At 69.2% G+C, this 14941-nt stretch carries 8 protein-coding genes; 4 read left to right on the forward strand and 4 right to left on the reverse strand.

The window, feature by feature from the left end; all coding sequences use genetic code 11:
- The first annotated feature begins 16 nt into the window (after window positions 1–16).
- From FL344_RS01170 to FL344_RS01180, 3 genes are all read left to right on the forward strand, one after another.
- Window positions 17–1435 carry an IgA Peptidase M64 gene (locus tag FL344_RS01170; protein ID WP_194862936.1) on the forward strand — a complete coding sequence of 473 codons (1419 nt, stop codon included), beginning with the start codon at window positions 17–19 and terminating at the stop codon, window positions 1433–1435.
- 119 nt (window positions 1436–1554) lie between these two features.
- A complete protein-coding gene (locus FL344_RS01175; RefSeq protein ID WP_141617169.1) occupies window positions 1555–3522 on the forward strand; it encodes an Ig-like domain-containing protein in 1968 nt (655 codons plus the stop codon).
- Between the two features lie 163 nt (window positions 3523–3685).
- Window positions 3686–6703, forward strand: coding sequence for a putative Ig domain-containing protein (locus tag FL344_RS01180; RefSeq protein WP_141617170.1), 3018 nt, complete (start codon window positions 3686–3688; stop codon window positions 6701–6703).
- Between the two features lie 34 nt (window positions 6704–6737).
- Here the strand turns inward: FL344_RS01180 and FL344_RS01185 are convergent, their stop codons facing one another.
- From FL344_RS01185 to FL344_RS01195, 3 genes are all read right to left on the reverse strand, one after another.
- Window positions 6738–7268: a hypothetical protein gene (locus FL344_RS01185; protein ID WP_141617171.1), complete on the reverse strand. Its 531-nt coding sequence runs from the start codon at window positions 7266–7268 to the stop codon at window positions 6738–6740.
- Window positions 7269–7906: 638 nt separating this feature from the next.
- The gene (locus tag FL344_RS01190) at window positions 7907–8653 is read right to left on the reverse strand and encodes an SIMPL domain-containing protein (protein ID WP_141617172.1); all 747 of its coding nucleotides are present in this window, start codon (window positions 8651–8653) and stop codon (window positions 7907–7909) included.
- Between the two features lie 169 nt (window positions 8654–8822).
- Window positions 8823–9458 (reverse strand): hemerythrin domain-containing protein, encoded by a 636-nt coding sequence (locus FL344_RS01195; RefSeq protein ID WP_141589712.1) that lies wholly within the window; start codon window positions 9456–9458, stop codon window positions 8823–8825.
- 279 nt (window positions 9459–9737) lie between these two features.
- On the opposite strand from FL344_RS01195, the gene FL344_RS01200 reads away from it, so the two are divergent.
- Window positions 9738–10709 carry a PDR/VanB family oxidoreductase gene (locus FL344_RS01200; protein ID WP_141617185.1) on the forward strand — a complete coding sequence of 324 codons (972 nt, stop codon included), beginning with the start codon at window positions 9738–9740 and terminating at the stop codon, window positions 10707–10709.
- A gap of 17 nt (window positions 10710–10726) precedes the next feature.
- On the opposite strand, the gene FL344_RS01205 is transcribed toward FL344_RS01200, so the two are convergent.
- The gene (locus tag FL344_RS01205; protein WP_228564666.1) at window positions 10727–14809 is read right to left on the reverse strand and encodes a two-component regulator propeller domain-containing protein; all 4083 of its coding nucleotides are present in this window, start codon (window positions 14807–14809) and stop codon (window positions 10727–10729) included.
- Between the last annotated feature and the right edge of the window lie 132 nt (window positions 14810–14941).

Raw genomic sequence — 14941 nt, forward strand, 5'->3', positions numbered from 1 at the left:
GCATAGAGTGCCGCCCATGATGCGAGCCCTCTTCGTCCTGCTGCTGGCCACGAGCGCCTCCGCGGCCTCTCCCCGAACCCTCCGGGTCGACTACTTCCACACCGGGAACGCCACCGAGGAACGGTTCAGCCTCGACAAGGTCGTCATCGAGCCGCTGCCCTGGCCCGGCCACCCGGAACGGGCCATCGACGAGACGAACCTCGGCAAGTACCTCTTCGAGGTCCGAGACAGAAAGAACAACCGGCTCCTGTTCTCGCGAGGCTTTGCGTCCATCTACGGCGAGTGGGAGGTCACGGACGAGGCGCGCAGCAGCAACCGCACCTTCCATGAGTCGCTCCGCTTCCCCGCGCCTGAGCGCCCCGTGCAGGTGCTCCTCAAGAAGCGGGATGCCCAGAATGCCTTCCGCGAGGTGTGGTCGCTGGTTGTCGACCCGAAGGACATGTTCGTCGACTCCTCGTCTCCTCCCGCTCCCGGGCCGCTGTTGAAACTGCTGGAGAACGGGCCGTCAGCGCAGCAGGTCGACCTGCTCATCCTGGGGGACGGCTACACGAAGGCCGAGCACGCCAAGTTCGAGAAGGATGCCCGGCACATGGTGGACATCCTCTTCACCTTCTCTCCCTTCAAGGAGCGCAAGTCGGACTTCAACGTGTGGGGGCTCGTCCCCGCCGCGGCCCAGTCCGGCATTTCGCGCCCCTCCACCGGCGTCCACCGGCGCTCTCCCATCGGCGCCACCTACGATGCCTTTGGCAGTGAGCGATATGTGCTCACCTTCGACAACAAGGCCTTCCGCGAGGCAGCGGCCTTCGCGCCCTACGAGTTCGTGGAGATCCTGGTCAACGGCAACACCTACGGCGGCGGCGGCATCTTCGGGCTCTACGGCACCGTCGCCTCGGACAGCCTGTGGGCGCCCTACGTCTTCGTGCACGAGTTCGGCCACCACTTCGCCGGGCTGGCGGACGAGTACTACACCTCTGAATCCGTCTATGCGCCCGCCGCGGACCGCCTGGAGCCCTGGGAGAAGAACGTCACCGCGCTCCACTCCCCGGAAGACCTGAAGTGGAAGCACTTGGTGTCACCAGGAACACCCCTGCCTACCCCCTGGAACAAGGAGGGATACGAAAAGCATGCCACCGCCGTGCAGAAGCAGCGCGGCCAGATTCGGGCGCAGCGAAAGCCCGAGTCAGACATGGACAAGCTCTTCCTGGCCCAGCGGGACTGGGAGGAAAAGTTCCTTTCCTCACAGAAGTATTCAGGCCGGGTCGGAGCCTTCGAGGGGGCCATGTACGAGTCGAAGGGCTACTACCGGCCACAGGTCGACTGCGTGATGTTCACTCGGGATCGCGTCCCATTCTGCGCGGTGTGTCAGAGCGCCATCTCCGAAGTCATCGACCTGTATTCCGGCCCTCCGGCCAGGTCTCCTCAGGCCAATCCCTGAACGCCTGAAAATCCGGTCACCTCTTGTGTGAAATGCCCATGTCACCAGGAGCGGACATTGGATTGCCCTCCGGTTCAGGTGTAAGGGGGACGCAACCTGCTTCCCATGGAGGGGAACTCATGCAGAGACGATTTTGGCTCCCGGCGGTCGTCACGGCCGTGATGGTCACGATGGGCACGGGATGTGGCGACGAATGCGTTGACCAGTTTGACTGCCGCACGGACAAGGGCACGCCGGCCGCTGGCAAGCAGTGGACCTGTAACTCTGGAACGTGCGAGCAGCGCGACATCTCCCAGGGCTCGGATGCGGGCACCGAGGAAGACGCGGGCACCGACCCGGATGCCGGCGAAGGCGACGCGGGCACCGACCCGGAGGGCTGCACCAGCAATGCGACCTGCGGTCTGACCGAGACCTGCAACACCACGACGAGCACGTGCGAGGACTCGGGCTTTGCCACGCCGGTGGCGACGACCAGCACGCAGATCCAGGCCGTCCGGGATGCGGCGGATGGCGCGCTCGACCCCGCGTTGCCCATCGAGGGTGCGTTCGTCACGTTCATCAAGCCTGCCGTCACGGGCAGCAACGAACTCCCCGGCTTCTTCGTCCAGGCCGAGGCCCAGGGCCCCGCCCTGTTCGTGTCCGACGCGACGGCGCTGGCCGCGGTCGCCGTGGGTGACCGGGTCAGCTTCTCCGTGTCGTCGAAGGCGACCACCGGCGGCCTGCGCTCCGCGGCCACCGTCACCGGGACCACGGTCATCAGCCAGGGCCACCCGGTTCAGAACCAGTCGACCGCCACCCCGGCCGGCCTCGCGGTCAACCGCTCCGCGGACACGTCGGACACGCTGGTGAACGGCCTGGACTCCGTGGAGTCCGAGCTCACCTACCTGACGGGCACGATTGCCGCGGCCGGCAGTGGCATTGGCGCCGGCTACACTGGGTTCCAGATCACCACCGAGGGTGTCATCGCTGGCACCGCCAACTTCCGGCTCCGCGTGCCCACGACGCTCGCCACCGAGCTCGACCTCATCCAGGGCTGCACGTTCACGCTGAACGCGGGCCCCATCTGGCGGTTCGATGCCGCCGCCCAGCCGTCCGCGTTCACGGCCTCCGAGCTCACTCTGTCGGGCTGCGCCGCGCCGACGTTCAAGTCGGCTTCGGCGACGTCGCTGACGGAGCTCGTGCTCAGCTTCAGCCGCAGCATCTCAGCGGCGAGCATCACCAACGCGCAGGAGCAGTTCACGCTCACCGAGGGACTGACGATCTCCGAGTTCCGCGTCGAGGGTCAGCGGGTCATCCTGACCACGAGCGAGCAGACCCCGGGCACCACCTACTCCGTCACCGTCGCGAACACCGTGACGGACGTGGCGGGAGGCTCTGTGGCTTCGGAGGCCAGCACGCAGACGTTCCGCGGCTACCGCACGCCGGCCGTTCTCCAGCTGACCGAGGTGCAGCCGAACGCGACTGGGTCCGGCAGCGCCAAGGACCTGGTTGAACTGCAGGTCCTCACTGCGGGAACCACGGCAGGCCTCATCTTGGTCCAGGACAGCGTCACCGCCAACCCCGGTACACTCGCCAGCTTCCCCGACGTGGACGTCGCGGTCGGCGACATCATCGTGGTGCACCTCAACCCGGTCGACACCCAGGCGAATCCTTTCAGGGCCGAGACCCTGACGAAGGATGAAGCCCCGCGGAGTGCCAATCCCACGCACTACGACACTGCATGGGATTTCAGGGGCATTGGTACCAATGCCATCACCTACTCGAGCCGGATCATTCTCGTGCAGGACGCGGCTGGAACCATTCAGGACGCGGTGCCGTTCCGGACGACGGGGACCCCTCCCGGTGCCTTCCCGGGCCACCTGCAGGCCATTCAGGCTGCCGGCCAGTGGCTACCGGCCGATTGCGAAGGTGCCCCCTGCACCAACACGTCCACGCCTTCCGCCGGTGACGTGTCCGCATCCTGGGCAGGTATTCCGAACAACGCCGATCCCACCAGCAACAGCGTCCGCCGCATCAGCGCGACGGACACCAACACGAAGGACGACTGGGCGGTGGGCGCTCCTTCGTGGGGCCTGCCCAACTTCTAGTCTGACGGCTTCCACATGAAGCATCCGGGCCGCGGCTCCTTGTGAGCCGCGGCCCTTTTCTTTGCCCTGGGTTCGGTAGGACCCTGTGCGCCGTCGTCACGGCTGCCTCTACAGTGCCGACACTTCATCCGTGGGCCCGACTCCTTCGCGGGCCGGAGTCTTCATGCGCGCCCATCACGCCCTGCTCCCCATCCTCGCGCTGCTGCTGACCGCATGTTCTGACTCCGCGCCTCCCCACACTGACGACACCGGACCGGGCCTGGCCATCACCACGGAGGCGCTCCCCGCCGCATCCGTCGCGCAGGCCTATCGCAGCTCCCTCACCGCTTCGGGTGGCACGCCTGCCTATTCGTGGCGCGTCGCGCAGGGCGCACTGCCCTCCGGACTCAGCCTCTCCACCCTGGGCGAAATCACTGGGACGCCCCAATCAGCGGGCACCGCTTCCTTCGACGCGGAGGTCCGTGACTCCCGCGGACGGACTGTTCGCGCCACGTTCGAGCTCGAGGTGCTCAACGCCGGCCTCCAGGTCGCGTCATCCACGCTCCCCGATGCCTACGTCGGCGACAACTACGCCGCGCAACTCGACGCTTCGGGCGGCACAGCGCCGTATACCTGGGCGCTCGCGGAGGGCACCCTCCCATCGGGCGTGCGCCTCGACGCACAGGGGCACATCTCCGGCGTTCCCGCCAGCTCCGGCACCTTCTCCGTCACCGTCCACGTGCAGGACGCCACCGGGCATTCGAGCCAGCGTGTCCTCGCGCTCTCCGCCTTCACCGCGCCCTATCTCGCGAGCGACACGCTCCCCTCCGCCTCGCTCGGAGCGGCCTACTCCACGGAGCTTCACGCGGTTGGCGGGCGACCACCGCTCACGTTCCGCATCACCTCGGGTGCCTTGCCCGCGGGCCTCCAACTGGATGCCAGCTTTGTCCGAGGGACGCCCAGCGCACCAGGAGCCGCCTCCTTCACCGTCGAGGTCCAGGACGCCAATGGCCGCGCGGCGTCCGCCACGTTCAACCTCACCGTCCAGGGCGGCATCACCCTCACCCCCAGCGCGCTACCGGATGCCTATACCGATGCCGCGTATCGACAAGGCCTGTTGGTGATGGGTGGACGCGCGCCTTATGCCTGGGTGCTCAGCGCGGGTTCGCTTCCCGCCGGCATCCGACTCACCAGCGCCGGCCTGCTCGAAGGCACCGCGTCCACGACGGGTACCTTCTCCTTCTCCGTCCAAGTCACTGACGCCGACGCACGCGTCGCCACCCGGGCGCTCGACCTTGTCGTGTACCGGCCTCCGTCCGTGGATGGACCTGCGATTCAGCTCGACGGGTATGTCTCGCAGTCCTTCAGCGCCACGTACTCCGTCACCGGCGGAAAGGCGCCGTATTCGTTCGCTCCAGCCAGCCCCCTTCCCTCCTGGCTGCAGCTCTCCGCCTCCGGACGGCTCTCAGGCACGCCTCCCGCTCCCGGCACCACCAGCGGACAGGCCGTCGTCACCGACGCAAACGGACGGACGGACACACGCGCCTTCACCCTCACGGTCTACGAACTCCCCACCGTCGTCACCACGTCGCTGCCCGATGCGCGCAAGGACCTGCCCTACTCCACCCAACTGCAAGCATCCGGCGGCAAGGCGCCGCTTTCCTGGCACATCGTGTCGGGGATGCCGCCTTCAGGGCTCACGCTCTCAACATCAGGAACCCTCAGCGGCACCCTCTCGGAGCTCGGGTACTCAGCGTTCACAGTCACAGTGACGGACGCCACGGGCCAGCAGGGTTGGCACGCGATGGTCCTCCACGTGCGCACCGCCAGCGCGCCCCTCACAGTGGGCCATTGGAACCTCGAGTGGTTCGGCGCCCCCAACCAGGGCCCGCCGGACTCCACCTCGGAAGGCGGAACGACAGACGACCTTCAGATTGCCCACGCGCGCGACATCATTCGCGAATCGGGGGTCAACGTGTGGGGCCTCGTGGAGATGGTGGACGCCGCGGACTTCGCCACCCTCAAGTCGCAGCTCTCTGGCTTCAACGGCTTCCTCGCCAATGACACGTCCTTCGTCTCCAACGGAACGGCCTACTACAGCAGCGGCGAGCAGAAGCCCGGCATCCTCTACGACAGCACCCTCACGCTGCAGGGGGCGCAGCTCATCCTCACCGAGAACGACGCGGACTTCGGTGGCCGCCCGCCCCTGCGCGTGGACTTCACCACGACCGTCCAGGGCGTGAGCACCCACCTAGTCGTCATCGTCGTTCACATGAAGGCGTTCGACAACGAGACCGCCTACGGACAGCGGCAACGCTCCAGTGCGGCGCTCAAGTCGTATCTCGACACATCCCTGCCCACCGAGCGCGTGCTCGTCATTGGCGACTGGAATGACGATGTCGACCAGTCCATCACCCAAGGCAGCGACGGCGCCCCGCTGCCCAGCCCCTTCGCGCCGTTCGTGGCCGACACGCAGCGCTACACCTTCATCACCGAGCAACTGTCCCTGCGCGGCTTGCGCACCACCGTCGACTATCGCGACGCCATCGACCACACGCTCGCCTCCAACGAGATGGCCGCGAACTACCTGCCCGGCTCCGTCGAAATCCTGCGCCCGGACGCGTGGATTCCCAACTACGGCGACATCGTCAGCGACCACTATCCCGTCATCAGCAGCTACGACCTGGGAGACTCCGGCGGCGACACGGACCCGGAGCCCTTGTCCAACCTCATCATCAACGAGGTCCTGCCCAACGAGCCCATCCCGCCCGGGCAGACCGTGTCGGATACCCATTACGAATTCATCGAGGTGTACAACGCGGGGAGCTCCACCGCGGACCTGTCCCGCTGGAGCCTGTCGGACTCCGCATCCGTGCGACATGTCTTCGCCCCCGGCACCACGCTCGCTCCCGGCCGGGTCTTCGTCGTCTTTGGTGGCGCTCGAGGCTTCCCGGCCGGTACGCCCGATACCGTGGCCGCATCCTCGGGCGGCCTGGGCCTCAACAACGATGGCGACGTCGTCAGGCTCCTCTCGCCCGATGGGAGCAGCGTAAATGAGATGTCCTACGGAGGCACCTTCGACAACATCTCCTTCAACCGATCGCCCGATGCCACGCCCGGCGCGGCGTTCGACTACCACCACCTGATAACCCCAGGGCTCAGCTCATCCCCGGGCCTCCGCGTGGATGGCCGGGCGTTCTGACCCGCTCCCGCGACAGGCGCCTCTGACCTCGGTTTCAGCGAAGTGAATCGAGCGGCGCGCCTGGGCCCACGGTGTCCCCGCGTGGGGCTGACTCGTGCTGGCGCGGTGGTTCGGCACCGGGCCCCGGCATCCCATCCACGCGGTGCGCCACCAGACCTCCGGGACCATCGCCGTAGATGACACGAACCTCGTCTCCCTCGTGATACTCCCGCAGGCCCGTGACGAGCTCGCCCTTCATGAAGAGGCGGGTCTGGTCATCCACTCCGACGTCGTACTCCACGCCGTCATCGCCGCGGATGAGCAGCTCGTTGTCGCCCACCCACTCCACGCGGCCATGGAGCTGGTCCGTGGGCGCTGGCCGTCCCGAACCGCCCTGCCCCGCCCCCAGCGTGCCCACGGGAAGCGAGCCGGAGCCAGGCGCCCCGGATTCTGGGGGCCGCTCGCGTGAGGCCATGAGGCCGCGAAGGACGTCCGAGCGGCCTTCTCGCTCGCTCGCGGATGGAGGCCCCCGGCTCTCGCTCCGCTGGCCGCAACCGAGCCACACGGCGAACAGCCCGAATGCCATCAGCCTCCAACCGCGCGTTGCCCTCATGCGCTCGTGCCCCCCGCGTGTGGAAGTTCATCGCGACGGCCGGTCCGCACCGGCCCGCGCCTGTCTCTTCCTCAACATGCGGATGGCCCTGGCGGCCGAGAACCCAGTGCGTCCCAAGGCGCACCTTGATGGCGACCAGGGAGGCGGTAGAGCGCTCCGTCTCACGGCATCTCAGCCTGCGTGGATGCCTCGACCTCGAACGCACCAGCCGGCCAGCATCCTCCTGAAGCCTGCCCGAGGAGGACCTCCCGCGCGGGTGTGTCAGCGCAACGAAGCCCTCTCGGAGCGGCTGCGCGCCAGTGAAGAGGAGCAGGCCATGCGGCTCGACGAATCACCGCCCTGGTCTCGTTCGTCAGCGCGGATGAGCGCTACGGCCGGGCCGCGTCAACAAAGCGCACGAGGACGGGTTCGGGCTTTCGCAGGAGCAACTCGGAGGGGCTGCCTACGGCGTGCCGAGCCCCTTCGTGAAGCGGAGGGAGCAGAGTTCGAACAGCAATCCATGCGCTCGTCCGAACCGCCGTGCAGGAAGGGGAAGAAGCCGCGCGTCGTCCCACCACTCGACGCGCGCACTCCCGTCGGGGGCACCGGCCAGCCCCCGACGGCCCTCGGAACTACTCGATGGCGAAGATGAGCGTCACCTTCGCCTGCACCCGCTGCTCCTCGGGCTGGATGGGCGTCGCCATCGCGCGGGCATCCGCGACCTCGGCCATCGCGAAGCGCGCCGGGTAGAGCTGCGGCGGCTCCGTCACCGTGCTCGCGTCGAGCACCGCCCCCAGCTTCACGTTCAGCGACGCGGCCAGCACCTCCGCCGACTTGCGCGCCCGCGCCACCGCCTGCCGCAGGGCCTCACCCTGCACCGCCTCCTGGCGGCTCAGCCCGAAGCGCACCGAGTCCACCCGGTTCGCGCCCGCCGCCAGGGCCTGGTCCAGCAGGTTCCCCACCCGCGACAGGTCCTTCACGTGGACGCTCACCATGTTGCTCACCCGGTAGCCCTTCAGCTTCGGCTCCGTCTGGTTCGGCAGCGGCGGCGCGTACTCCGGGTACACCGAGTAGTTACGCGTCTGGATGTCCCGCCGCGCGATGCCCGCGGACGTCAGCGCCGCAATCACCTTCTCCATCCGCTTCGCGTTCTGCTCGCCCGCCGCCTTCGCGTTCGGCGCCAGCGTCTCCACCGCCACGTCGATGAAGGCCTCGTCGGGCTGCGCCTTCACCTCACCGGTGCCTTCCACGCGAATCGTCCGCATGCCCGCCGGGGCCTGCGCACGCGGCGCGGAGACGGGCTGTGGCTGCGCGAAGGCCGTCAGGCCAGTGAGCAACATCGCTGTCAGCAACAGGGGTCGAACAGGTCGAGCGAACATGGTGCCTCCTCAGGAATGGGCCGCTGCGGGTCGTACTGCAACGTCCTTACCCCTTGGAACGGCCGTCAGCGGGTGACATTCATATTCCTCGTGCTCGTGCCCGGAGCGCTCCTTCTCCCTCCTGGAAGAAGGGGCGCCGGACTGGCCGGAATCCTGTCCCGGCGGAATGTCACGGACCGGCGGCTTCGGCGCCGGCCATCTCCCGCACCACCTGACCGGGGCCTCGGCTCGCCACCGAACGCACCTTCGTGGTGGCCTTGCGCCGCGCGGCCCTCAGCGCATCCCGGCCCATGTCCATCACCGCCGACACCGCGCCCACGACCAGGTTGCCGGGCGGCGTGTCCGGCGCCATCGGGTGCGGCCGCGTGGGCGCCGCCTTCCGCGACATCTCCAGCACGTCGCCCATCGTCCGAAGTTCCTGCGGACGGAAGACCTTCTTCAACGCCGGGAAGAGGTCGCTCTCCTCCTGCAGGACGTGCGCGCGCACGTTCTCCATCAACACCTGCACCTTCGCGTCGAAACGCTCGGCTTCCGGGGACATTCCGTCCAGCTCCGCCAGCAGCCACTTCACCACGTGGTGCTCCTCCAGCGAGCGCAGCACGTCCGGCCCCAACTCCTCCGAGCGTGAACGAACCGCGGGGTAGAACACCTGCTCCTCGATGACGGCGTGCACGGCCAGCTCGGTGACCATCTGGTCCACCAGCCGACGCTTCAACTTGTGTGCATTGGGGCCCGCCTTCTCGAACTTCCGGAACAACTGCTCCACCGTCTTGTGGTCCGCCTTCAGCAACGCGATGGCATCCATGGACTCACCTCCCTGAGAGTTCGTTGGCCGCTGGCGTCCTGGCGCAGCGCGGCATGTCGTGGATGGTGGGGATGACGCCGCTTGGATGCGCGAGCGGCGCATGGACGGCCTGGCCGCGCGGCCGCTCAACGGGCAACCCGCCACGCCGCTGGGGATGCGACGGACTCCGAGACTCCCGGGCAATCACCCGTGGGCGTTTCGCGGGCCAATGTCCGTGCCACCGTACCTCGGGAGGATGGGGTGCGCCGCTGGTGGGACTGGGGAAGGGAGAGCACCGTGATGAATGACATCCTGCGCGTCCGGGTCGCGCGCGTGACTCGCGAGGCCGAGGACATCCTGTCGTACGAGCTGGTCGCGACGGAGGGAGGCACCCTGCCCCCCTTCGAGGCCGGCGCCCACCTGGAGGTCCGCGTCCCAGGTCCGGGAGACTTCCTGCGGGCGTATTCACTCTGCAACGACCCGGAGGAGACCCACCGCTACGTCATCGCCGTGGCCCGCGACGCCAAGGGCCGCGGGGGCTCGAACGCCATGCACGAACGGGTACACGAGGGCGACGTGCTGGAGGTGAAGCCTCCTCGCAACAACTTCCCCCTGCTGTTCGCGCGCAGCTACGTGCTGGTGGCGGGAGGCATCGGCATCACCCCCATGCTGTCCATGGCGCGCACGCTCCAGCGCACCGGCGCGGACTACACGCTGCACTACTGCGCGCGCGAGCCCGGCCGCACCGCCTTCCGCGAGCTGCTCTCCCAGGCGCCCTTCGCCGAGCACGTGCGCTTCTCCTTCGACGGAGGGGACCCGGCCCGGGGCCTGGACGTGAAGGGACTGCTGGCCACGCGACTGCCGGGGGCCCGGCTGTACTGTTGCGGCCCCGCGGGGTTGATGAAAGCCGTGCGCGACGCGGCCACCCTGCACCGCTGGCCTTGGGAGAAGGTGCACTTCGAGTCCTTCACCGCCGAGGGCACCAGCGCCGCCACGGGCCGGGAGGAGCAGGGTTTCGAGGTGACCATCCGCAGCACGGGCCAGGTGCTGCAGGTGCCCGTTGGCCAGTCGGTGCTCAACGTGCTGCGCCGCAACGGGGTGCGCATCCCCAGTGACTGCGAGGCCGGGACGTGCGGCACCTGCGTCACACGGGTCTGCGACGGCCAGCCCGACCACCGCGACACCTTCTTCCAGGCGGAGCCCGCGGGTGACCAGCGCATGCTCGTCTGCGTGTCACGCGCCCGCTCCAAGCGGCTGGTGCTGGACCTCTGACACCGCCGGGCCGGGAGCTATGCCGCCCGGCCCGAAGCCTCCCGGCGAGCACGCGCCACTTCGGACCGGACGAGCTGACGCAAGGCTTCCGGGTCGAAGGGCTTCTCCACGCGCGGATTGCCCACGCGCTCCAGGAATGTCCGCGCGGTGGCCGTGAAGGCGCCGCCGGTGATGAACACGATGCGCTCCGCCGCTCGCGAGTCCACCTGCGCGAGCGCATCGTACAGGTCCATCCCGGTCATCTCCGGCATCATCAGGTCGCAGAGCACCACGTCGTAACGGGCCTCTGTCCCGGTCAGCTTCTCCAGGGCCCGCCGCGCGCTCACCAACACATCCACGTCGTTCTCTCGCGCGAGGGTGCGGCGGATGGCGCCACTCACCAGGGCATCGTCGTCCACCACCAGCACGCGGCCTCGCGTTGCCGCCTCGGTCGCGGAGGGCCGTCCATCCTCGCCCACGCGGTCTGGAGGCGGCCCGTCCGCGCTCGCGTGGGTGGACGACGGCGCTCCCTGGGGCGAGCCCACGGTGCCCGCCTCCGAGGACCGTGACATGCCGGATGTGACACTGGCGTCCTGTGCGGCCATCCGCCCTCCGTTCTCCTGGCTCGCCGCCGGGGCGTCGGAATCCACTGCCCGGCCGTCCGTGGACTTCGCCTGTGGAGGCGTGGTGCCCCCCTCAGCCCCTTGCGCCCGCTCCGGAGCAGCGGCCCGCGACGCCGAGTCCGGTTCGCCACGCAGGCGCATCGCGGTCGCGTCGCTCGCCGCCACACCGTGCTCGACAGACACATCGGGCGCCGTTGCGATGTGTCCCGAAGACGCTGGAGTCACAGGCACCGCTGTCCCCGGCACGGCTCGCTCCGACGTCGCGGGAGGCTCCACCGAGGCACCGTCCCCGCCAACCCGCTGCGCCTCCGCCGCAGCCCTCAGCGTCACGCGGAACACCGAGCCCCGCCCGGCCTCGCTGTCCACGGCGATGGTGCCGCCCATGGCCGTCAGGTAGGCGTGGCACAGCGACAACCCCAGCCCCGTGCCCACGCCCACCGGCTTCGTCGTGTAGAAGGGGTCGAAGATGCGGCCGAGCAGCTCCGGCGAAATCCCGCTGCCCGTGTCGCGCACCTCCGTCACCACCCGCCCATCCAGGCCCCTGCGCGTGATGAGCCGCACCTCGTTCGACTCCGCCTGTCCCTCCGGCAGCGCCTGCGCCGCGTTGATGAGCAGGTTGAGGAACACCTGTGCCAGGCGCGCCTCGTTGCCCTCCACGCGCGGCACGTCGCCGTAGTCGCGCACCAGCTTCGCGCGTGGGCGCAGCTCGCCCATGGCAATCTTCACCGCCGAGTCGAGCACCGCGTGCAACTCCACCGGCCCCTGCTTCTCGTCATCCGGCCGGGAGAACATCTTCAAGTCCTGGACGATGCGCCGCACCCGGTCCGCGCCCAGCAGCGCGTCACGCAGCGCCTGATTCACATCCTTCAAGCGAGCGCCCACGTCGCGCGTCCCGTCCAACTCCCGCGCGAGCGCGTCCGCCTCCTCGCTGGCGTGCTCCAGGTTCGACACGATGTACGCCAGCGGGTTGTTGATTTCGTGCCCCACGCCCGCCGCGAGCTGTCCCACCGCCGCCAGCCGCCCCGTCTGCACGAGCTGCGCCTGCGCCTGCCGGAGCGTGCGCATGTTCGCCTCCAGCTCCGCGTTGGCCCGCGCCAGCGCCTGCGTGCGGTCCTTCACGCGCTCCGCCAGCCACCGCTCGCGGTCCTTCAACTGCCCCACGCGCAGCAGGTACACGCTGACGCCCAGAATCCCCACGCCCAGCACGCACAGCAGCCAGAAGCCCGTGCGCTGCCACAGCTTCGGCTCCAACACGACGTCCAGGGACACCGGCTCGGTCCACCCGCCGTCCCGACCCTTCGCCTGGACTTCGAAGCGGTAGCTGCCGGGCCGCAGGCCGTTGTACAGGGCCCGCCGCGACTCCGCGTGCACCCAGGTGTCGTCATGGCCCGCCAGCCGGTAGCGGAAGGGCAGCCGCGCCGCGTCCACCGGCGTGAAGGCCGTGAAGCGAATCTCCAGCCGCGAGGCCCCGGGCTCCAGCTCCACCGGCCCCTCCATCGGCACCGGCGCGCCCTGGACGCGCACCTCTTCAATCCGCACCTCGGGCGGCTGCCGGCTCTCGCGCACCCGCACCGGGTCCACCACGATGGCGCCGCGCAGGTTGGTGAACCACAGCCGCCCGTCCTCCCCCCGCCACGCCGACGGCTGCGTGTTGCCGTTGCACTCCGCGCTGCGCATGCCGTCGCGCGTGTCGAAGTCCAGCGTCGTCAAGCGCGGGCGCACGCCCGCCGCCACGTCCTCCAGGTCACGCCGGGACACGCGGGACACGCCCTTGTTGCTGCTCATCCACAGCGAGCCGTCCCCGTCCGGCACCAGGCTGAACACCGCGTCGTCGTACAGGCCCTGCGCGACGGTGAAGCGCGCCCAGGTGTCCTCGCGCCACCGGCCCAGCCCCGTCTCCGTGCCCACCCACACCGTCCCGTCAGGGTCCGCGTGCAGCGCCAGCACCAGGTCGCCCGGCAACCCGTCCTGCTGCGTGAAGCGCTGGAAGCCCTTCTGCTCACCGTCCCAGCGCACCAGCCCCGTGTCCGAACCGAACCACACCCGGCCGCGCGAGTCCTCCACCATGACGATGATGGGGTTGGTGAAGCCGTGCTTCGGGCCGTACACCGTCACGCCGCCGCCATGCATCCGCGCCAGGCCCGCTTGCGTGCCCAGCCACGTGTCCCCCCGCGAGTCGACCAGGATGGCCGTCACCACGTCGTGCGGCAGCCCCTGCGCGCGCGACACCCGCGTGAAGCGCTGGCCGTCATACCGGTATGCACCGGTGAGGGTGCCCACCCACAGCGTCCCGTCATGCGCCTCGTGCATCGCGGGGATGACGCTCTCCGGAAGCCCTTGCTCGGTACCCACGTGGTGGAACGTGCGGTCCTCGTACCGGAACAGGCCGCTGGTGGTCCCCACCCACAGCGTGCCGCGGCGGTCCTCCAGCACGGCGCTGACCGTCTCGTCGGCCAGCCCCTCGGGAATGCCATAGGTGGCGAAGGGACCGTCACGCAGGCGCATCAGGCCCGAATAGGTGCCCACCCAGAGGTGGCCGTCCCGGTCCTCCAGCAGCGACAGCACCGCGGACTCCGCCATCCACTCCATGCCGGGCACCGGCTCGCTGAAGCCCTTCGAGTTGTGCCGCGTCAGGCCGCCGCGATGCGTGCCCACCCAGAGGTTGCCGTCACCGTCGGCGTACAGCGCGTTGACGGACAGGGATGGCAGGCCATCGTCGGTCGTGAAGCGCTGAGCCACCACGCCATTCCACGAATAGAGGCCCGCCTTCGTCCCCAGCCAGAGCACGCCCGTCGCATCGCGACGCAGCGCCATCACATAGGGCCGGGACTCCGGCCCGGGGAAGGGGAACGGCGCCGGCTCCACGCGCCCATCCACCCACCGGGCCAGCCCCTCCGGCGTGCCTACCCAGAGTGACGTGCCCTCCCCGGGCGTCAGCGCCGTGATGTGGGAGGCAGGCAGGCCATCCGCCACCGTGTACTGGCGCGTCACGCTCTCGCCCATGCGCACCTGCCAGAGCCCCGCGGTCGTGCCCACCCACAGCAAGCCATCCGCCGCCACCAGCGTCTCCACCCGCGCGGTCTCCAGCGGCCCGGCGGCGCCCGGGGCGCGCTCGAACCGGCCATCGCGGTACGCCACCAACCCCTGGCCCGTGCCCACCCACAGCGTGCCCGACGCATCCTCCGCGAGCGCCTTGATGGTGTGGTTGCGCAGCTCCGGCGTATTGCGCTTGTCGAACACGGTGAAGCGCGCGCCGTCGAAACGGGCTAGCCCCTCCCACGTGCCCAGCCAGAGGTAGCCGTCGCGCGTCTGCACCATGGACAGCAGGCTGTTCTGCGGCAGCCCGTCGTCGCTGCGCCACATGTCCTGGCTGTACTGCGAGACACGACGCTGGGGGTCCAGGGCCATGCCCGGCGTGGCCAGGATGAGTCCCACGAAGAAGAACCACCCGATGAACCCCCGCCCGAGAGCGCGGGCTCGCTGCCCCGGAGTGCGCATGTCGCACGCAGTGTCCAGCAGAAACGGCCCAGAGGCCACACGCCGCCGAATTCATCGGCTGTGGAACGTTCAGTGAACGGTCTTGGCGGCAGCGGCGAGGGACCGGCCTCCTCCCCCTGTACAGCCCCACCG

The sequence above is a fragment of the Myxococcus sp. AB036A genome, assembly GCF_006547355.1.
Taxonomy (GTDB): Bacteria; Myxococcota; Myxococcia; order Myxococcales; family Myxococcaceae; genus Myxococcus; species Myxococcus virescens.